This is a genomic window from Rhodoferax sp. (assembly GCF_012927445.1).
Classification (GTDB): domain Bacteria; phylum Pseudomonadota; class Gammaproteobacteria; order Burkholderiales; family Burkholderiaceae_C; genus Rhodoferax.
This window is the reverse complement of sequence record NZ_JABBPD010000007.1, coordinates 598,723-617,886: the sequence shown is the minus strand read 5'-3', so window position 1 is coordinate 617,886 and position 19,164 is coordinate 598,723. Positions and strand designations below refer to the sequence as shown.

At 59.7% G+C, this 19,164-nt stretch carries 15 protein-coding genes; 3 read left to right on the top strand and 12 right to left on the bottom strand.

Annotated features, from left to right (window positions below; all coding sequences use genetic code 11):
- Window position 1 precedes the first annotated feature (1 nt).
- Complete coding sequence (locus HHJ17_RS14615; protein ID WP_296496917.1) at window positions 2-706, bottom strand: response regulator transcription factor; 705 nt, start codon at window positions 704-706, stop codon at window positions 2-4.
- Between the two features lie 179 nt (window positions 707-885).
- A complete protein-coding gene (locus HHJ17_RS14610; protein WP_296506289.1) occupies window positions 886-2,232 on the bottom strand; it encodes an MFS transporter in 1,347 nt (448 codons plus the stop codon).
- 43 nt (window positions 2,233-2,275) lie between these two features.
- Here HHJ17_RS14610 and HHJ17_RS14605 point away from each other — a divergent pair, with 43 nt between their 5' ends.
- Complete coding sequence (locus tag HHJ17_RS14605; protein ID WP_296506287.1) at window positions 2,276-3,124, top strand: M48 family metallopeptidase; 849 nt, start codon at window positions 2,276-2,278, stop codon at window positions 3,122-3,124.
- Window positions 3,125-3,224: 100 nt separating this feature from the next.
- Here HHJ17_RS14605 and pelG read toward each other — a convergent pair whose 3' ends face one another.
- The 9 genes from pelG to HHJ17_RS14560 form a co-directional block, all read right to left on the bottom strand.
- On the bottom strand, window positions 3,225-4,598 hold the full coding sequence (gene pelG, locus HHJ17_RS14600) for an exopolysaccharide Pel transporter PelG (RefSeq protein WP_296506285.1): 1,374 nt from the start codon (window positions 4,596-4,598) through the stop codon (window positions 3,225-3,227).
- Window positions 4,586-6,136 (bottom strand): GT4 family glycosyltransferase PelF, encoded by a 1,551-nt coding sequence (gene pelF / locus HHJ17_RS14595; protein ID WP_296506283.1) that lies wholly within the window; start codon window positions 6,134-6,136, stop codon window positions 4,586-4,588. Before pelF ends, pelG begins: the two co-directional genes overlap by 13 nt.
- Window positions 6,108-7,148 carry a hypothetical protein gene (locus tag HHJ17_RS14590; protein WP_296506281.1) on the bottom strand — a complete coding sequence of 347 codons (1,041 nt, stop codon included), beginning with the start codon at window positions 7,146-7,148 and terminating at the stop codon, window positions 6,108-6,110. The genes pelF and HHJ17_RS14590 overlap by 29 nt, the downstream gene beginning before the upstream one ends.
- 7 nt (window positions 7,149-7,155) lie before the next feature.
- The gene (locus HHJ17_RS14585) at window positions 7,156-8,511 is read right to left on the bottom strand and encodes a PelD GGDEF domain-containing protein (RefSeq protein WP_296506280.1); all 1,356 of its coding nucleotides are present in this window, start codon (window positions 8,509-8,511) and stop codon (window positions 7,156-7,158) included.
- Between the two features lie 36 nt (window positions 8,512-8,547).
- Complete coding sequence (locus HHJ17_RS14580; RefSeq protein WP_296506278.1) at window positions 8,548-9,069, bottom strand: penicillin-binding protein activator LpoB; 522 nt, start codon at window positions 9,067-9,069, stop codon at window positions 8,548-8,550.
- Window positions 9,070-9,081: 12 nt separating this feature from the next.
- Window positions 9,082-12,399 carry a tetratricopeptide repeat protein gene (locus HHJ17_RS14575; RefSeq protein ID WP_296506276.1) on the bottom strand — a complete coding sequence of 1,106 codons (3,318 nt, stop codon included), beginning with the start codon at window positions 12,397-12,399 and terminating at the stop codon, window positions 9,082-9,084.
- Window positions 12,396-13,286, bottom strand: a complete 891-nt coding sequence (locus tag HHJ17_RS14570) for a hypothetical protein (RefSeq protein WP_296496892.1) — start codon at window positions 13,284-13,286, stop codon at window positions 12,396-12,398. Before HHJ17_RS14570 ends, HHJ17_RS14575 begins: the two co-directional genes overlap by 4 nt.
- A complete protein-coding gene (locus HHJ17_RS14565) occupies window positions 13,252-16,026 on the bottom strand; it encodes a bifunctional glycoside hydrolase 114/ polysaccharide deacetylase family protein (protein ID WP_296506274.1) in 2,775 nt (924 codons plus the stop codon). Before HHJ17_RS14565 ends, HHJ17_RS14570 begins: the two co-directional genes overlap by 35 nt.
- 225 nt (window positions 16,027-16,251) lie before the next feature.
- Window positions 16,252-16,890, bottom strand: a complete 639-nt coding sequence (locus HHJ17_RS14560) for an MBL fold metallo-hydrolase (RefSeq protein WP_296506272.1) — start codon at window positions 16,888-16,890, stop codon at window positions 16,252-16,254.
- Between the two features lie 258 nt (window positions 16,891-17,148).
- Between HHJ17_RS14560 and HHJ17_RS14555 the strand changes: the two genes are divergently transcribed.
- Complete coding sequence (locus HHJ17_RS14555) at window positions 17,149-17,559, top strand: high-potential iron-sulfur protein (protein WP_296506270.1); 411 nt, start codon at window positions 17,149-17,151, stop codon at window positions 17,557-17,559.
- 98 nt (window positions 17,560-17,657) lie between these two features.
- On the opposite strand, the gene HHJ17_RS14550 is transcribed toward HHJ17_RS14555, so the two are convergent.
- Entirely contained in the window at window positions 17,658-18,443 is a 786-nt protein-coding gene (locus HHJ17_RS14550; RefSeq protein ID WP_296506269.1) for an exodeoxyribonuclease III, read from the bottom strand.
- A 10-nt stretch (window positions 18,444-18,453) separates the two neighbouring features.
- Between HHJ17_RS14550 and pyrE the strand changes: the two genes are divergently transcribed.
- Window positions 18,454-19,164, top strand: coding sequence for an orotate phosphoribosyltransferase (gene pyrE / locus HHJ17_RS14545; protein WP_296506266.1), 711 nt, complete (start codon window positions 18,454-18,456; stop codon window positions 19,162-19,164).

The window sequence follows — 19,164 nt, the reverse complement described above, 5'->3', positions numbered from 1 at the left end:
ATCAGTCTTGCTGGCGGGCAAACACGTAGCCCACGCCGCGCACCGTCAAAATACGCTTGGGCGCCTTGGCGTCCAGCTCGATCGCGGCGCGGATGCGCCCCATATGCACGTCAATCGAGCGATCAAACGCATCAAGCTCACGGCCCCGGACGGCTTCCATGATCTGGTCACGGGTCAGGACCCGGCCGGCGCGTTCGGCCAAGGCCACCAACAAATCAAACTGGTAAGAGGTTAAATCGCAGACCTGCGCCCCCACGGAGACGGTGCGGGCATCGCGGTCAATCTCCAGCGAGCCGAAGCGCAGTTGGCGGCCGACTTCAGCGGGGCCTTCAACGCTGCGGCGCAAGATAGCGCGAATGCGCGCCAGCAGTTCGCGGGGTTCGAACGGTTTGGGCAGGTAATCATCGGCCCCAATCTCCAGCCCGATGATGCGGTCCATCGGATCGCCCTTGGCGGTCAGCATCAAGACCGGCACCTGGGCCACGGCGCCGGGCAACGTCCGGATGCGCCGGCACACTTCCAGGCCGTCCATGTCGGGCAGCATCAGGTCCAGGATCACCAGATCAGGCGGGCTGGCCTGCAAGGCAGTCAGACCGCCTTGTCCATCGCCAGCATGGCTCACAGTAAACCCGGACTGCCCCAGGTATTCGCTCACCATCTGGGCCAGGCGGGCGTCGTCTTCTATCATCAGCAGGTGTTGGCTCATGCTGGCAGTCTATCCTTGGCAAAGACGTCGCGTGTACGCGGTAGTTAAAGCAGGGGTAAATTTAGGTAAACATGCATTTTTTGAATTTTGTGAGTGGGGAAGCACAAGCCCTTGCAGAAGACAAAGCGCATCAAACAAAGAACCTAACCACCATAAGAAGCTATTAATTTAATAGCTTCTTACGCAGGTACATCAAGGGCTAGAGGTTGTTTTACCCTTGAAGCTAGCCATACCAACAGCAACACGGGCGCACCCAGCATGGCCGTCGCGACAAAGAAATTTTGATAACCAAAAGCGTCAACATAGCGGCCCGAATAGCCCGCCAGAAATTTGGGGGCAAGTAGCATCACAGAGCTGAATATCGCGTATTGGGTGGCCGAGTAGTTGAGGTTTGTCAAACTGGAGAGGTATGCAATGAACGCCGCCGAGGCAATGCCGCTGGAGAGGTTGTCCGCCGAAATCACGAAGATGAGCGCCGTCACATCGTGCCCCTGGCTGCCCAGCCAGGCAAACAGTAGATTGCTGGCCGCGCTCAAGACCGCGCCCAGCATCAGCACCCGCATGACGCCCAGGCGCATCGACAGCACGCCCCCCACAAAAGCACCCACCAGGGTCATGATGACGCCGTAAATCTTGGTCACGGCCGCCACTTCGTCCTTGGTGTAGCCCATGTCGACATAAAACGGGTTGGCCATGATGCCCATCACCACGTCGCTGATGCGGTAGATGGCGATTAACGCCAGGATCAGCAGCGCCTGCTTGCCATAGCGATGTAAGAAGTCGGAAAAGGGCTCCACCAACGCGCCATGCAGCCACTCCACCGCATTTTTAGCCACCGGCATCGGACGCCGCAGCGGCTCGGGGGACAGCAGCACCGTCAACATGCCGAGCGACATGCTGGCCGCCATGACCAGGTAGGCGGTTTGCCAGGCCCCGTGCTGGTAGCTGGTCAACCCGGCCACTTCAGCCCGCGCGGCCAGCCACAACACCCCGGCCCCGGCCCAGATCATGGCAAGACGGTAGCCGGTTTGGTACGCGGCGGCCAGCGCCGCCTGGCGGTCGACATCGGCGGATTCAATGCGAAACGCATCCAGCGCAATGTCTTGCGTGGCCGAGCCAAAAGCCACCGCCAGGGCGCCCCACACCACCGGTTGCAGCGCCAGCTTGGGGTCATTGAACGACATGGCGATCAGGCCCAGCATCACCGCCAGTTGTGCCAGCAACAGCCAGCTGCGCCGGCGCCCGAGCCAGCGCGTCAACAGCGGAATAGGCATCCGGTCCACCAGCGGCGCCCAGACCCATTTGAAGGCGTAAGCCAGGCCGACCCAGCTCAGGTAGCCAATGGTGGTGCGGTCAATGCCCGCCTCGCGCAGCCAAAAGCTCAAGGTGCCCAGCACCAGCAGCAGGGGCAGTCCAGCCGAAAACCCCAGCAGCAGCATCCGCACCGTGGGCGGCTCCAGGTAAACTTTAAAAGTAGCAAGCCAGGTGGGCTTGATTTGGCTGGCGTCGGGTGCACTTGATGTCATGCGGGAATAATACGCCCAGCCTTGTCCATTTTTTTAGCCGCGCATGAACCTTCCACCACCTTTCTCGCTTCGTTGGCCGCAACGATTTGTTCTGAGCAGTTTGACGCTGTTGCTGGTTTTTTCGCCCGTGGCGATTTCCGTGGCCGTGGCCCGCGATGGCGTGGACGTGGGCGGCAACTCGGCGTTCAGCCAGCTGGTGCCGGCCGACAACGTGGAGCGCGCTTCGGTTCAGCAATATGCGCAAATGCTGCAAGAAGCCGCCAGCAAAAACGCCCTGGGCGCGAAAAACAACCCTCAAGTGGTGCGCCTGCGCGCCATTGCCGGCAAGATCATCCCTTTCGCCGTCGACTGGAACCCGCGCGCCCGGGACTGGCGCTGGGAGGTCAATCTGATTGGCAGCAAGCAAATCAACGCGTTTTGCATGCCGGGCGGCAAAATTGCCTTTTACAGCGGGATTCTGGATCAGCTCAAGCTGACCGACGATGAAGTGGCGATGGTGATGGGCCATGAAATCGCCCATGCCCTGCGCGAACACGCCCGGGCGCGCATGGGCAAGAACGCCGCCACCGGCATCGGCGCCAGCCTGCTGAGCCAGGTGTTCGGTTTCGGCCAGCTCGGGCAAACGGTGACCAACTACGGCGCCCAGTTGCTGACCTTGCAGTTCAGCCGCACCGATGAATCCGAAGCCGACCTGGTGGGCATGGAGCTGGCCGCCCGCGCGGGCTACAACCCCCGGGCCGGTATCACTTTATGGCAAAAAATGGGGGCCGCCAGCAACGGCGCGCCACCGCAGTGGCTGTCCACCCACCCGTCAGGCAATTCCCGCATCTCGGAGATTGAAATGAACCTGCCCAAAGTGATGCCGCTGTATGAGCGGGCCAGAAAGGGCTAGCACGCCGCAATCCTTCAGACTTCAAGCTTTTTAGGCCCGTAGCCCCCGTCTACCCTGCGTAAGTAGCTATCTATTTAATAGCAAACAGGCAACACCCAGGCTATTGCAGCATGAAGGTCTGGTACTCCAGCGCTTCGAGTTTGCGGTTCAAGATCCAAATGCCGAGCAAGACCGTGACCAGCATGGCCAGGGCAAAGCCATAACCAAACCAAGCCGCACCGAGTTGCAGTGAAATCGCCGTGAACAGAATATTGGCCAGCAGCAGCGTGGCGGTCAGCAAGACCACGGCGCGGCGCTGGTCCAGATAAAACAGCACATTCAAGATCCCCAGCAAGACCACCTGCAAGGCGGCCCCGACCACGTCGATGTACAGCAGCGGCAGGTACAGCTTTGAAATGCCGAGCCACTCCAGCAAGACGCCGCCCAGCGCGAACGTGATCAGCACCGCAATCGTCTGGATTTTGGCGATGTCAAACAGGCCCCGCTGCACGTGGTACACCATGTGGTTGCGCATGCGCTCAATGAAATCCAGGGTGGCACCTTCGCGCACGGCGTCGTAGAACTTGACGTAGTACTCGACAAAGTCGGTTTCAATCCGGACCAGAAAGATGGCCATGCCCGGGATGACCGAAAGGTAAGAAAGAAAAATCGGGAAATCGTAGATGACCGACGCGTGCAAGGGGCCAATCACCTGCTGGCCGGTGGCGGGAAAGTACCAGAACATCAGTTTGTCGATCCAGGCCCCCAGATTGAATAGAAAGCCGGCCAGCATCAGGCTGCGGTACATGGCGCCGGACTTCCAGATGTCAAAGGCGATGAAGCGATCGGAATGGTAATGGCGGTACACCAGCCAGATCATGCCCATCAGCAACAGGTAGTGGCCCAGCACAAAACCCAGCAGCAGTCCATCCATGCCCAGCGTTCGCCGAAAAAGCATGGCCAGTCCGAGTGTGGCGCCATAGCCCAGAAAGAAAATCAGCACGATCGCACGGTAATGTTTCATGCCCGTCAGGAACACGGTGGCGATCCAGATCGCCGACATCACCGCCAGCCCCATGACAAAGAGAAGCCGGTACAGCACCGTCTGCTCCGGAAACAAAAAAATCACAAACGGCAAGGCGAGCACGAGGCTCAAGCTCATGGCGGCCAGAATCAGCCCATTGAAATTGGGCAGGATGGACGCTTCGTCCTTGGCAAACGTCCGGTCGGCCACAAAGCGCGTGAACGACAACTGGACGACGCCGGTCGAGATCAGCGACATCAGGAACAGGTAGGTCACCGTCACCTGAAACTGCGCAATGGCGACTTTGGGAAAGACCACGCCCATGCTGAACAGGCCAATCAGCATGATGCCGATGATCGACAAGACCCAGGGGCCCGAGCTGATGATGCCGGCAAAAGCATAGGCCTGAATCAGGCCGGCGTAGGTCTGTTTCTTCAGTAGCTTGCGTAATTCGAAGCCTATGCCTGCCATTGAAAATTCTTCTCGTACAACGCACGGTAACGGTCAAACATCATGTGCTGGGAATAGTATTTTTCAACCCGTTGGATGGCGGATGCGCTGGCGCGCTGCCATTCCTGCGGATCAGTCAGCAATTCCAGCGCGGCTTGCGCCAGCGCCTCGGGGTCGGCAATGCGCACGACCCGGCCGGCGGCTCCCAGCGCTTCATCCTCACCGGGCAGGCCAAACACCAGCTGCCGGCACGAACCCACGTCGGTGGCGAGCGTGGGCACGCCGGCCGCATAACCTTCCAGGATCACCAGCGGCAAGGCTTCGCTGATGGAACTCAGCACCACCAGCCCGACCTTGGGCAGCAACTCGGTGAGCTGCTGAAAGCCCAGGAACTTCACTTTGTCCCCCAGCCCAAGCTGGGCTGCCAGCTCGCGGCATTCTCTGGCGTATTCGGGCGATTCATCCTCCGGGCCGGCAATCCAGGCTTCGGCCTCAGGCAAATGATTGGCCACCGTGCGCATGGCGCGAATGAAGGTCTTGATGTCCTTGATCGGCACCACGCGCCCGATCAGGCACAGGATCGGCGGCGGCGTCGCTGGTCGTAACGCACGCAAGGGCGCAAAGCGTGCAATGTCGATACCATTCGGAATGTTGGCCGTTCGCTCCGGCGGCGCGCCGTCCAGCAACTGGCGCTGGCGGTTGGCCTCATACAGCGCCAGGATGTCGTCGGCCGCCTGGTAGGTTACATAACCCAGGTGTTCAAAAAACCGAATCCACAACTGTCGAAAGTAGCTGACGCGGGACGGGTCGCGCTCAAACACGCTGCGGTTGTCCTTGAGCCACTGGGCCTGGTACAAATCAATTTTGCGTTCTTTGACGTAAATGCCATGCTCGCTGAGGATGAATGGTTTTTTGTTGCGATGCTTCAGCAACACACCCAGAATGCCGGCATAACCGGTGGAAACGGAGTGATAAATACGCGCCTCGGGACACCGAAGCGCAACGGCCCGCAAGCGCCAAAACGGCGTGTGGATATTGCGGATGGTCCAGAAATAGTCCACAAAAGAGGGGTCGGTGCTGCGACGGCGGTAGCTTTTCTTGATGAAATCCCACGCCGCTTTGCTGTAAAGAAACACCTCATGGCTAATCTTGCCATCCGGGCCCGCCTCATCCATCAGTCCGGAAAAAAGGCGCATGCAATCCGGGTGCTTCGCATCCGTTTCAAACAACCCGTGCATGCGCTCCACCATGGGCATGGTGTCGGCCGGGGGCTTGACGGGCATGACCGGCGGGTTTTCCTGCTTTTCAAACAGATAGGCGGTCTCCAGATGAACCAGGTTGTCTGGCAAGGCATAGCGCATGTCGCCATAGTCTTCTGGCCGGCTTCCCAAAAATATGGCGCCAAAGCGCAGCTCGGGAAAGCCTCGAATGATCTGATTGACCCAGCTCGAGACCCCGCCTGCCACGAAAGGAAAGGTTCCTTCAAGCAAGAGCAAAACATCCACGCTGTCAGCGCGCGGCAACGTGGATTTAGATATGGGGCAGGTATCGACGGTCACTGAAATTGCTCACGTTATCGCTTTGGGTCCAAAAATCGGCAATGGCCCGGGTCCGGGAGGCCACATTGAGGTCAACAAGTTGCTGCATGAGCTGTTTCACCCGCCCAAACTCGCGCCGCTTGAAGGCCATTTCGGCCAGATACGGTAAAGCAGAAGTTTTGGGCTGTCCCAACGCCACCGCCTTCTGAAGCGCGACTTCGGCATTTTCTATCTCGCCTTGGGCCAACAGGATGCGGCCTTTCAGGAACAGGAGCCCCGAATTGGGTGGCACCCCCACCGCGAGTGCCGCATCCAGGTACTGACGGGCCTGACCCAGAATGTGGTTGCGCAGTTCGCCTTGCGCCAGCGACGCGTAAATCAATTCCCAATGCAGCTCGGCCAGATGGCGCAAACAGGTGTAGCGCTGCTCCAGCGTCAGCTCACCAAGCAAAGTCGCGCGCTCGCGTTGAATGTGCACGGACAGTTTTTTTTCTTCTGCATCCAGCATGCCGAAGGCGACCAGTCGAACGTCATCGGTGCTGTCGCCCAGCAGGTCTTCGAGAATGGGGTTGGACACCCGATTGGGCACCGCTTGCAGCGTCAGCAGCGACTGCATGCGAATCTCTCCCGGCACATTCGCCCCCAGGCGCGAGCGGATGGCGCCTTGTCCACTTCGATTGACATCTTTACCCTGGACGTCGTATTCGGGCAAATCCACGGAAACAGGCACCGCAAGACGTGACTTGTCAGCGGCCTGGCGCATCGTGAAACGCACCAGAAAAAGCATGCCCACCGCGCCAACGACCGGGGCAACAAATGCGAAATCGAACATCAGCAACCACACCATCGCGCGCGGTCGCTGAAAGCGCGCTGGCAACATGAGATAGGTGCTGCTGGCGACAATCGCGCAGGCCAGGGTATGCGCCGTCAAGACGCCCACAAAAGCCGGGATGCTGTTGGAAATGACCAGCGGGCTCAAAAAAATGCCCAGTTCAGCCAGAACGGCACCCCAGGCCCAATAAATTGAAGTCATGCAGTGCTTACTCCTTGGTGAGCTCCGCCAGAACTTCCAGCGGATCTTCCAGGGCAAAATCGATGGGCCGCAAATGGATGCCAAGTGAGTCGAAGTTGCCCCCAAAACGGCTCAGGAGCCAGTCTTCGATGCGTTGCAAAAACCCATCCTTGGAAGCTTGTGATGCAAACGGCATCAACACCGCGATCACGGGTTGGCCCTTGACCTGGGTCTGCCAATAGAGATCGAGTCCGCGTTTGATGCGCAAGAACTCGGCCGGAATCTCTTCACGCTGGGTGCCGCCAAACGACATCACCACAATATGGCTTGGAATTCCGACTTTTTTCTGCATCAGCATCATGCGGACCAGTTCTTCGGCGAAGAGTGCCGGCATGGTCGGCAGACGCTCCTGAACACGGCGCACGTCAGGCGCATGACGAATGTTGTCGGCGTAGTAGGCCAGAATGACCGACATCATTTGCAGGTTTTCCAGATTGAGCGAGAAAAATGGCATGCGCGTCACCGCCAGAACGCCAATCAGTGTGTCGTTACCGGCCACCAGGGGCGCGACCACCAACTGTTTGCTCTGGCTCTCCAGGCTGACATCCTGGCTGGCAATATGGGCGAGACTGCGCGACTCCAGTGCCAGGCGCAGCAATTCGTCATTGGGGGTCAGCGCGGCGGGATCCCCTACGCGGGTGACCAGCGCCCCCAACACCAGACTGGAACCCCGCTCCTCCACGGTGTAGAGTGCCGCCGATTCGATGTTCACATACTGGGACAACAGTTGCAGCAAACCGGCCGCACCGGGCATGGGCAACTGGTCCTGGCTGCGCTCGATGGCGATGGAGCGCAGCCGAGCCAGGGCATCGCGCAAGGAGCCTGGACGGGCCAGCATCTCCTGCTCCAGCCGATCGTGCGACAGGTTCAGCAGCAGGTGCCGCTTGGTGAGCCGGGACAAACGCTCGGTCACATAAAGATAGGTTTCCTCCATGCGTAAATTCCGGTCGCGCCAGACATCACTGAACTCGCCGCACACCAGAACCAGCAAGCCGCCGCCAAAAAAATACTCAGGCGAAAAATCTTTCGGCACTACCCCAAAATGATCGGCCAACAACCAGTTGAGCAACATCGGCAGGCTGCCGAGCAGGCCCGGCAGCACACCATAGCGCAGGGCAATCAATACGGGCGCAAACCACAACCAGGGAAACAGCGTGTCGGCCAGCAGTGGGTCATCTGGCCGGGCCAGCCAGGCCAGCCCAATCGCGACCCAGGGAATGAGGGCCACCTCCAGCCACTGCGCCCAACCCGTCACCTGTTCCGGCGCAAGGGCCTTCCCGCCTGTGATGCGCTTGAAAAAACCTGAAAAATCAAACCGTGGCATGTGGCCTTGTTACGAGTTGGATTGGCCGGAGAGCAGTTACAAACTGCCGAGCAAATCCGCGAGCAGGGCCTGCGCCACGGCAGAAAGCGCTTGGCGGCTCCAGCCACTTTTCGCCCCGGAGGCACTCCACACCACACGCCCGTTGGTCAGATCAATCACTTTGAGCGTGACACCGACGGCAGGCTCGCCATCTATCCCCACTTTGTAGCGCCATTCCTCCACACTCCCGGTCAAGGCAAAGCGGGCACCCTGCTCGATCGCCCACTGCTGCGCCTCCTCGCTCACTTTGCGTTCCGTCGGTTCAAACAGGCTGTCACGCGACAGCATGGCCGGGTAATGCAACAGCGTGGTGATACCGCGACGGCGCAGCTGATGCTCCAGCATGGCCTCGGCCGACAGGGCAGCCTGGGGCGTGTCCGTGTTGTTGGCAATGGGCAGCAAGGCCCACTTGGCCTGCGTATCCAGCACGTCGGGGTCGACCGTGGATTGGATGCTGGTGGCACAACCCGCCATCAGGAGCGCCGCAAGGCAGAGCAGTATGTTTTTAATGTTCTTCATGATCAGAAATTCCTAGTAGTAGTGTCGGTAACGGATCGCCAATGAGCGGGTCATACCGCCGCCAGACACGTAACCCTCGCTGTTTTGTAACTGCACGGACAGATGGTCTTCACCGGTCAGTGACCCGGCCATGCCCAGGATGCCGGTGTAGCCCTCGCTGCCGGCGGTATTATGGCTGAGGCAAAAATCCACGAACGGTCGCCAGGCGCGGCTGTATACCGTCTGCAGGTTTTGCCCCGCCAGGTTTTCGCCCATGCTCACGCAGGCACCCCAGGTGGTATTGCCTTCCGGGATGAGGAAGGCCACCGGGTCGAAGCTTCCGTTGTCAATCGCTGTCTGCACACTGGGCGAAAGTGTTGCTTTGAAAGCGTCACCGACACCGCCCTCATGCGAGGCACGCTGATAGGTCGCAAAGGTTCGCACGCGCCAGTCCGGGTACTCGGTCCGGATGCGATAACCCGCTTCCAACTCGAGGATGCGGCCGCTGCCCAGATAGTCGCCAAACTGGGTGTAGTAGCGGGTCACCCGCGGGGCGATGCGCAGGTATTCGCGCTTGCCCAAGGTGTAGTTGAGGCTGGCGTGCAAACCGGTTTCGTAACCAAAAACCTGAAGCGGCAGGCTCAGGGTCGAGTCTGCGCGGTAATCCAGCCCGGCTTCCAGATTGATTCGGCTACCCCACTGCAGGGTCTGGCTCAGACGCAAGCCGTTGTAGCCCTGCAGTTCATTGCGGCGGAACAGCGTCAGGCTGCTCTCGCCGCGTTCACCCAACCAACGAGCCTCAACGCTGTTCAAACGATCTGACGTTGGGGCGGCCACCGTGTTGATGGGATTGGCCGTGGTTGCGTCGCTCGCATCATCACTGGATTGCCCCATGCGCGACCAGCCCAGAATGACGTGCAACTTGGGATGCGGCACCAGGCGCGCCTCCCATTGAAGACCTTGACTCACCACCGAACCCAAGCGAACATTCTGCTGCTCCAGCGATCCCAGGTCGTCACTGACCGCTTTCAGCTGAATGTAGTTGGCGTGCAAGGGCGCGTGCTGGCGAAATCGGTCATGCAGGGGTTCATCGCCATCCTGCTGGGTCATGCCCTTGAACGCGATGTCCAGTGCCTGCGGCACATGGCCCAGGGCATAGGCGGTGTCATACCGGTTGTAAATGGGCAAGCCCTGGCTGTTGCGCGTCAGCAAACGGTCCATGGTTTGCGTCTCTCCCAGCTGCAAGGCCACCTGCGAGTCGCCCCACAACGGTGGCGCTGTTTGGCTTTGCCGTGCGTAGCGCAACCACATCCAGGCACGGGCGTTGGCAAACTGCTCCTTGGCAATGGCCCAGCCCAGTACCAGCGCCATCGTTTGCCCGTCATCCGCCGGATCGGTGGGCAAGCCTCTCATTTGCTGGGCCAACTGGCGCACCAGTTGCAAGCCCGGATCGCCCGGCTGATTCAAGATCGCCAGCCGGACCAGGGACAGCAGATCCGGGTTCTTGCCCAGGTTCTGCAGGTTTTCAGGATGCGGATATTTTTGTTTCAAAGTCAACCAGGCATGACGGCGCACCCGTTCCGCCATGCCTTCGCGCTGACTGCGCTCCAACGCGTCGGCGTAATTGAGCAGAACCAACGGATCTTCCGGATGGCGCCGAATCTCCTTGCCGTACCAGGTGACCGCTTCGCGGTGGCGGTCCAGCACTTGATTGCCGGCGGCGTAAGCGAGCCAGTAAGCCGGGTCATTGACCGCCCGCGAAGCATAGTGCCGCAGTGCCAGCGCCAAATCGTCCGCGCGGGCCTCGTCGATGAGAAACCAGAGCGACGCCAGCACGACTTCCGTCTCATCCGGGCTTTTCTGGAGCGCACGGCGTAAATCGACCCAAGCGAGATCGGGCTTTTTCTGGCGCTGCTCATACTGGGCACGGATCAGTAAAAAACGCACTTCCTGTTCCGCTGCGGCCAGCGCTTCAGCGTCAAGCGACTTGAAGACCCGAGCCTGCGCTTGAAAATCCCCCATTTCAGCGTAGAGCCCCAACCCCAGCACCAGTTGATCCAGAGCGCCGAAGCGACGGTAAGCGTCCAGCGCCAACCCGGCCGCCTGCGCCGGGTGTTTTTGCCGCACCAGAAAAACCAGCCGCGACCAGTCCGCCGTCGTGGCCTGCGGCGTTTGGGCAAAGCGCTGATAAGCACCCTGCGCGGCCTCGTAGTCACGCAACTCCCAGGCCACCTGGCTCAACAAGCGCCAGAACTCTGACGCATCCGCAGGCACTTTGTCTTCATGGGTCTGCATCAGGCTGAGCGCCTCGCGCATGTGATCACGGCGAATCAAACTCACCACCGCACGCAACACGGCATCCATGGAAAACGGATCGAGTTGGGCTCGTTGCGTAAACAAGGCCCCAGCCCGCTCATCGTCTCCTGCATGTTCGGCCAGGCGTGCCGCGTACTCCAGCAGCAGCGGGATCTTCTTCTGCCTGAATTGCGCTTCAAAAAAACGCGAACCCTTCGCGGGTTCTACGGCGCTTTCATAGAGTTCGAAAATATCTTCCCATTGCGCAGCGGTCAGCGTGGTTTGTTTCGCCCGCACCGCCCACGCCTGCAGCGCAATCGAAGGGTCATCCAGCAAAAGCGCCAGACGGATCACGGCCAACACTGTCTCCTGGGAATGATCCCCCTGCTGAAACAAGGCCCGCCACTGCTCGGCCGCCACCAACGGGTGCTGCGTCCATTCGGCAACTTGAGCCAGTTTTCGGCGCCAGGTGCTGTCCTGGGGCGCCTGCTGCACGGCTTGCCGTGCCACCTGAAACGCCCGCGCCAAGTCGCCACTGCCTAGCAGCACATCGTAGGCCAGCACAAAATCTTCCTGATTGAAGGGCAACAACACCTCGGTGTCCGTTGCAACGCCAGGTACTTTGCGCAGGGCCACCGGCTGCGTGAGTGCCCCCGTGGGCGGCGGCGTTGGCCGGGTGGGGGCGGGCGCCAAGGGCGCAACAGGTGCCGCCGCCAGGGCCTCGTCGTCACGCCAGTTGCGCTGGACGATGGCCTCCGGGCGAAAAGCGGCAACCCTGATAAATGGGGCGTCCACGCGGGCATTGGACACGGCGAGCCGAGCCGCTCGTTGATCGGCCCAGAAACCGGCACGCAGTACATACAGCGCACCACGCCGTTCCACCCGGACAAAGGGCAATTCGGCGTAGCGCCGATAGAGTTTTTCCAGTGCCTGGGCATCCTTGCCGCTGGCGATCTGCAAGGAGTAGTAGTCCGTTCCCGTTGCGGGTAGCTCACTCGCCTGTGTCGATGAAAATCCGGCGTAGGCCATGCAGGCCAGCAGTAGCTTGACTTTCATGGTGTGCCCGGAGCCTTATCCGCCTGGAATACCAATCGGCGGACATAGCTTGCGGCCTTGGCTGGCTCTCCCGCCGCCAGTGCGGTGCGCGCCAGGTAACGCAGCGTCGCGGAATCGTTTTCCAGATTGCCCAGATGCTGGTCAGCGGCCAGCATGGCCTGCCTGAACCGGCTAGCCGCCATGAGGGTGCCAACGCCCTTCTGGAATAGACGTCGGGCTTCATCACGGTCACTGGTCTGATCCCGTGCCATCAAAAAATACTCGGCGGCCAGGCCGTACTCGCCTTGGCCGAGCGCTTCTTGGCCATATTGCTCAAGTGTCTGAGCGGCATGTCCAACTTCGATTGGCTCAAGAAACTCAAGTCCCAGGCGCGGCAAATCCAGTTCAAACGCAGCGGCGGCAAAGAGCCTGGAGAGCCGTTCCGGTATTTTTTCTGCCACAACTTTTTGCAGCATCTCTGTTAGTTTGGCTCTTAAACGCGCCCGCTCCCGGATGTCCGGCTGGGTCGCCCAAGCCTTCTCATAGGCCGTGGCCAACACCATGCGGGCTTCGGTGCGCTGACGCGGATCTTCCGCGTTAACGAATGGCAGAAGCATTGATTCCAGCGTTTTGATATTCAACTCGTTTTGTTGCGCTTTGGCCAGCAGGATGGCGACATCGGCGTTCTTGGCATCGGCCCGGTACAGGTTTTGAATGTAGGACAGCGTCAGCTCGTCCAGCGTTTCCTGCTCATACAGTTTTTCAACCAAGACCTTGCGGGGAAAAATCACCACCAGCAAGGCCAGCACCAGCAGCGCGACCAACAGCAACTGCCAGTTGGAAGCCAGCACCAGACGGGGGATCTCCCCGTCGTTACCGGCATATCGCTTCGAGCGGTCGGGCAACATGGGACTTGAGTTCGTAGTAAGACAAATTAGCCGCGCGCCGGGTCGGCGTCAGGTCGTGGCCGCCAGCGCGTACGCGACAGGCTTCCGCATGGGTCAGCGTAAATTTGAGAGGCACATTCCCCACCAGATGCCATCGCTGGCCCTCCGGTGTGGCTTCAAAACTTTCAACCTTGGCGTTGGCGGATAGCAGCCGGGGCGTTACGGACTCGGTGGCGCGCAACACCAACTCGGCAGCATCGTTGCCAAGGTGAACGTAACTATCGACCGGCCCGGCGCGGTAGCCGGCGATCGCCTGACTTTTTTGCACATCAGGAAAACCCATCGACACCGGCAACCTCAGCGTGCGCAGATTTGAAGCACCCCGCACCCGCCAGCCGCTGGGGGTTCGCGCGATGGCCATGCTCTGAAAGTCAAGCACCTGACGCGCATAGTCGGACACGAACACCGGCGTGGTTTCCTGCGCCATGGCATAGGCAAACACCTTGTCCAGCGATTTCATACCCGCAAGTTTGGTGGTGAGGTAAGTGTGGAAGTAAATGTCGATCGGCTTGAGGCGACGCGGTGTTTCGGTGAATTCGAAAGTCTCAATCACGCGCTCAAAACCATAAAACGGACCTTGCCAGTTATTGGTGTAGACGTTCTCGTTTTGATTAGGCGCGTATACCTGAAAGCCACCCTCACGCGGCACGCCCAGGCCTTCCACCTGGGAGACGGTGGGCGCCGAGCGGGTCGCCACCGTGTCGCCGCCGTTCAGGTTGAGCACCCCCAATTTCCGGGTCAAGGCCAGTGCGTCACTGCCGGGAATGCAGTCGCCGGTCCAAAAAAACATCTCCACCTTTTTGCCCACGGGGGCGAGTCGGTCTTCGATGTAGCGTATCGAGCCTTCGATTTCTCGCTGAAGATCAAAGCGGTAGCCTGGCAGGCGCAGGTTGTAGCCCTCATTTCCATCGCTGGCATTTGCCTTGCGCCAGACAAAGGGATGCGAGTAACTGTGGGACGCGATGGCAACGTTAGGCGCACGAAAAATATCCTGGGCGGCTTTCTCGGCGGTGCTGGACAAACCCGGGTACAAGCCCTTGGGGGAAAGCTCCGCTTCAATTACCGAGATGGTCATCGGAACGGGGTACTTGTTGACGACCCGGTCACGCACCACTTCACCCGCCAACTGATTGCCCGGCAATTCCGATCGGCTGACAAAGCCATCGCCATCCATATGCACCATAAACAGACGCCGCCCCGTTTCAGTCGTGACGTCCGGCACCGGCATCTCCGGCAACCGCAAAGCCTGTTTCAAGAAGCCAAAGGGATCAATCACCCATCGATTTCCGCTGTCACCCGGAAGCGTGATGACGCCGTAAGGCGCGATGACGTAGCCACCCCAGGGCATCAATGCCGCTGCAACTTGCTGACCCTCGCCCCGTTTCAAGGTTAAGAGCGAACGACCTTGCGCAATGGACAAGGAATAGAAATTATCCGGCGTCATCTGCGGCTGGCGTTCGAAACCCATCAACGCGCTCTGCTGGCTGATTTCGACCGGCACCGTATTAGCCGCGGGAAATTTAACCGTCAGTCCCAGGACTTTCCCGAGTGAGCTCTCTATCAATGGATTTGGCGGTTCGATCAGAGCGAGCGGGATCGATTCTTCCACTTGTCGCCCAAGCCAAGCAATCAGCTTCTGGCGTTCGCGGGCCTCAGTATCCTTGGTCAACCAGACCACCACACCGGCGTAGCGGCCCGCCAAGGATTGCGCTGGCAGGTGATTGGAATCCACGTAATCAGGTACATAACCCAAGTGGTTAAGCGGCAAAGCACCAAAACGTAACGGCGCATCTAGCCGCAACTCATACTCATCTCGCAACGGACTGTGCACCACCAGCACCCGCCGTGGCATGACCTCGATCGCGCCCACCCCCAGCGTCGTGAGATCCGGCGTCGCGACCCAGGGAATGAAGCCCAACGCCGTGATCCGGCGCGCGGTCTCGCGGGCGAGTTCTCTTTTGGCGGACGGGACGTAATCAATCGCGATCACCGGCAGGTGAAACTCGTCCCGCGCCCGCTGCAATTGCCCCAACAACCACTCTCGATCGGCTTCCGGCACCGTGGTGTAACGGGTTTTGCCTGCGTCATAGCCCTGAAAGAGCGATTCGGCCACCACCGCCTCTACCTGCGCATGGGTGCGGGGCAAAATCTCGAAGCCCCGATTGAAAATCAGTTTTGCCTGCGGGTAGCGCTGCTTGAGGGCATCCACCACCGCGACCATGCCGGCCTCCTGAAGCGCTCTTTCCGCGGGCGTTTTGGCGAACAGCTGGTAGGAGTCCAGCGTGTCCAGAAAGAACGTCCGGTAGCCGCTGTTCCAGAGCGGCGTGATGATGCTGTCCGTGAAAAACCGGGGCCACTCTGGCCGGGACTGATCAATCAGGCGGCTGCCCCAGTCCTTGTTTTCTCCGCGCAACCAGGCCTTGGGAATGGCACTGGCATAAGGGCGCGACGGCTGCACCTCTCCCACGGCCACATAGGCGGCCAGCCGGGTATGGGGAAGCGCAGGCAGTTTGGGGTCGGGCACGTGGTCGGGGTCCACCACCACGAGATCAAAGGCCTGCAGTTCGTTCCACGGCGGATTGGCCCCGTAATAAAACGCCACCGCCGGACTGGCGATGGCCGGGCCAGCGGGCGCAGCCAAGGCTCCAGCGCCAGGGAAACTCGCCAGCATAGACAGCAGCAGCGCAAGCAAGCTTTTCAATTCAGGGACTCCGCAAGGTGTGAACGCATAAAACAGGTTTCTCGGGGAACCGAACCCGCACGGGACTCGACGCATTTTTAAATGCAGGGGAAGAATTGAAGGCCGACGACCCCATCGGGCCTGAAGTTACAGGCGTTCTAGCGGGCTGGCAATCTTTTTGATACATCCTGAAACACCTTTCTAATGTATCAGGAGTGTCTTATTTCGAGCCGCGCGGGTGACGCCTCAGGTCCCGCGCACATAAGGATTGGTTTTGCGTTCCTGCCCGAACGTGCTCTCCGGGCCATGACCGGGAATGAAGACCGTCTCGTCGCCCATGGGCCACAGACGCTGGACGATGCTGGCAATCAGCGTGTCTTGGTCGCCCTGCGGAAAATCGGTACGGCCAATCGACCCGGCAAACAGCACATCACCGACAAAAGCGCGCCCTGTTTCTCGTGAATGAAACACCACATGACCGGGAGTGTGGCCGGGACAGTGGCGCACCTTCAGCGTGCAGTGGCCGACGGTAACCGTATCCCCGTCAAACAGCCAGCGCGTGGGGGTGAACGCCTCGGAAGGGGGAAAGCCAAACATCTTGCTCTGCTCGGGCAGGCCATCAATCCAGAACTGATCCGCTGGATGGGGCCCGATGATGGGCAACTTGAGGTCTTGCGCCAGCTCGGCGGTGCCCCCGGCATGGTCAATGTGGGCATGGGTTAGCCAGATCTGCGTCAGCGTCAGCCCCCGGCGCTGGGCCTCGGCGAGCAAACGGTCGAGATCGCCACCGGGGTCGATGACAGCGGCCTGCATCGTCTCATCGCACCAGACAATAGAGCAGTTTTGCTGGAAGGCGGTGACGGGAATAATTTGATACTGCAGCATATATATAAGTTTTCAGGCTCTAGCCCACGCCCACATTTCGCAGACAGCTACCAATTAAATAGCAAAGACAAGATGGATCGGCGCGCAGCCTAAGCACTTCTCATTTTGCATGACAGCCTCCAGGCACAGAGGTTCGGCATCCGACTATGCGTAAACGCAAAGACGAATGCGCGAGTCCCACCTATATTGGAACTGATGAAACTGAAGTGACCCCAACCCGGGGAGCCAAATCCCATTCATTATACGGAGGAAATCGCCATGCCTACCCAAGCCACGCGTCGCCGCTTTATCGAAATCATGCCCTTGGCGGGTGTCGCGCTGTTCGCCGCCTGCTCACCCAAAAATGAGCCACCACCCCCTGCACCAGCGAATACACCCCCGGCGCCGCCAGTGACCGCGCCGGCGCCAGCAGCAGTGCCGGCACCGGCCTCAACCGGCAGCCTGCCGATGCTTGACGAGAAAGAGGCTTCCGCCCTGGCGCTCGGCTATGTCGAGGACGCCGCTCGCGCCGACAAGGTCAAGTTTCCGAATTTTGTTGCGGGCAGCGGCTGCAGCAACTGCGGTAATTACCTGGGCCAGTCGGGTGATCCAGCCGGTGGCTGCAAGATATTCCCGGGCAAGCGTGTGAACGCCAAGGGCTGGTGCACCGCGTGGCTCAAGAAAGCCTGAACTGGTGGGGCGTAGACAGGAGGGCATTTGCTTTTCCAGCAAAAAATTAAGCCGAATAGGCCTCTAGCCCTCGTCCAACCTACGCAAGTAGCTATAAATTACATAGCGTAGTCAATCGTGATGGGCGCGTGGTCTGAAAACTTCTCGTCTTTGTAGATCGACTCCAGGCGCGCCGAGGCGGCCAGCGCGGGGGTCGCCAGGTGGTAATCCAGCCGCCAGCCGACGTTCTTGGCATAGGCTTGGCCCCGGTTGCTCCACCATGTGTAGGCCGCATCGGTGGCGGTGGGTTGCAACTGGCGGTAGACGTCGACCAGGCCGGCCTCGCCCAGCAACTGGGTCATCCAGGCCCGCTCTTCGGGCAAAAAGCCGGAGTTCTTGCGATTGCCTTTCCAGTTTTTCAAGTCGATCTCCTGGTGCGCAATGTTCACGTCACCGCACAGGATGAACTCGCGCCCGGCCTTGAGCTGCGTCAGGTGCGGATACAACTCGGCCAGAAAGCGGAACTTGGCCTGCTGGCGCTCTTCCCCGGAGGAACCGCTGGGAAAATAACAGCTGATGATCGATTTTTTGGCACCCGGGGTGTCAAAACGCAGCTCCACATAGCGGCCCTCCGAGTCAAACTCAGGGGAGCCGTGGCCAACAATGACGTCGCTGGGTTCCTGCCGGGTGTAGATGCCAACGCCGGAATAACCCTTTTTCTCGGCAAAGTGGAAATGACCCTGGAGTCCGGCCAACGCTTCAAACCGGCCTTGCACATCGGCCGCCTGCGCTTTGACCTCTTGCACACAAATACAATCAGGTTTGACTTTAGTCAGCCAGGCTTCGAGGCCTTTGGTGGTGGCGGAGCGGATACCGTTGAGGTTGAGGCTGGTCAATTTAAACAAGGAATTTCCCATGTCGATAAGTGTCGCAACAAAATCTGGACCAACCCCGCCGCAAGATGCGCTGGCCCAGGATTTTGTGCAGTTTGCGGTGGATTGCGGTGTCTTGCGTTTCGGCGAGTTTAAGATCAAGTCGGGCCGTATCAGCCCCTACTTTTTCAACGCCGGTCTGTTTGACGATGGCGCCAAACTCGGGCGGTTGGCGCAATTTTATGCGCAGCGCCTGCTGCAGAGCGGCATTGAATTTGACATGATTTTTGGCCCGGCCTACAAGGGCATTCCGCTCGGCGCGGCACTGGCCGTCGAACTGGCGCGCCTCGGGCGCAACGTGCCGTTTGCCTACAACCGCAAGGAAGTCAAAGCCCATGGCGAGGGCGGTACGCTGGTGGGCGCGCCGCTCAAAGGACGCGTGCTGATTGTGGACGACGTGATGTCGGCCGGCACGGCGGTGCGCGAATCGATTGCCATCATCCGCAACGCCGGGGCGACGGCGCACGCGGTGGTGATCGCGCTGGACCGGCAGGAAAAAGCGACGGAAGATGGCCTGGATGTGGCGCACAGCGCCGTGCAATATGTCAAAAATCAGCTCGGGTTACAGGTTTGTTCAATTGCGAAGCTGGCGGATTTGATGCAGTATCTCGAACAACACAGCGCAGGTGGCTCGGCCATCGACCATCAACGCGTTCTGATCTACCGCCAACGTTATGGCGTAGAAGAAGGCTAA

Excerpts from the sequence above, each read along its gene's own strand:
- HHJ17_RS14615 (WP_296496917.1), bottom strand. The coding sequence starts at position 706 with ATGAGCCAACACCTGCTGATGATAGAAGACGACGCCCGCCTGGCCCAG.
- HHJ17_RS14610 (WP_296506289.1), bottom strand. The coding sequence starts at position 2,232 with ATGACATCAAGTGCACCCGACGCCAGCCAAATCAAGCCCACCTGGCTT.
- HHJ17_RS14605 (WP_296506287.1), top strand. The coding sequence starts at position 2,276 with ATGAACCTTCCACCACCTTTCTCGCTTCGTTGGCCGCAACGATTTGTT.
- pelG (WP_296506285.1), bottom strand. The coding sequence starts at position 4,598 with ATGGCAGGCATAGGCTTCGAATTACGCAAGCTACTGAAGAAACAGACC.
- HHJ17_RS14590 (WP_296506281.1), bottom strand. The coding sequence starts at position 7,148 with ATGACTTCAATTTATTGGGCCTGGGGTGCCGTTCTGGCTGAACTGGGC.
- HHJ17_RS14585 (WP_296506280.1), bottom strand. The coding sequence starts at position 8,511 with ATGCCACGGTTTGATTTTTCAGGTTTTTTCAAGCGCATCACAGGCGGG.
- HHJ17_RS14580 (WP_296506278.1), bottom strand. The coding sequence starts at position 9,069 with ATGAAGAACATTAAAAACATACTGCTCTGCCTTGCGGCGCTCCTGATG.
- HHJ17_RS14575 (WP_296506276.1), bottom strand. The coding sequence starts at position 12,399 with ATGAAAGTCAAGCTACTGCTGGCCTGCATGGCCTACGCCGGATTTTCA.
- HHJ17_RS14570 (WP_296496892.1), bottom strand. The coding sequence starts at position 13,286 with ATGTTGCCCGACCGCTCGAAGCGATATGCCGGTAACGACGGGGAGATC.
- HHJ17_RS14560 (WP_296506272.1), bottom strand. The coding sequence starts at position 16,890 with ATGCTGCAGTATCAAATTATTCCCGTCACCGCCTTCCAGCAAAACTGC.
- HHJ17_RS14555 (WP_296506270.1), top strand. The coding sequence starts at position 17,149 with ATGCCTACCCAAGCCACGCGTCGCCGCTTTATCGAAATCATGCCCTTG.
- pyrE (WP_296506266.1), top strand. The coding sequence starts at position 18,454 with ATGTCGATAAGTGTCGCAACAAAATCTGGACCAACCCCGCCGCAAGAT.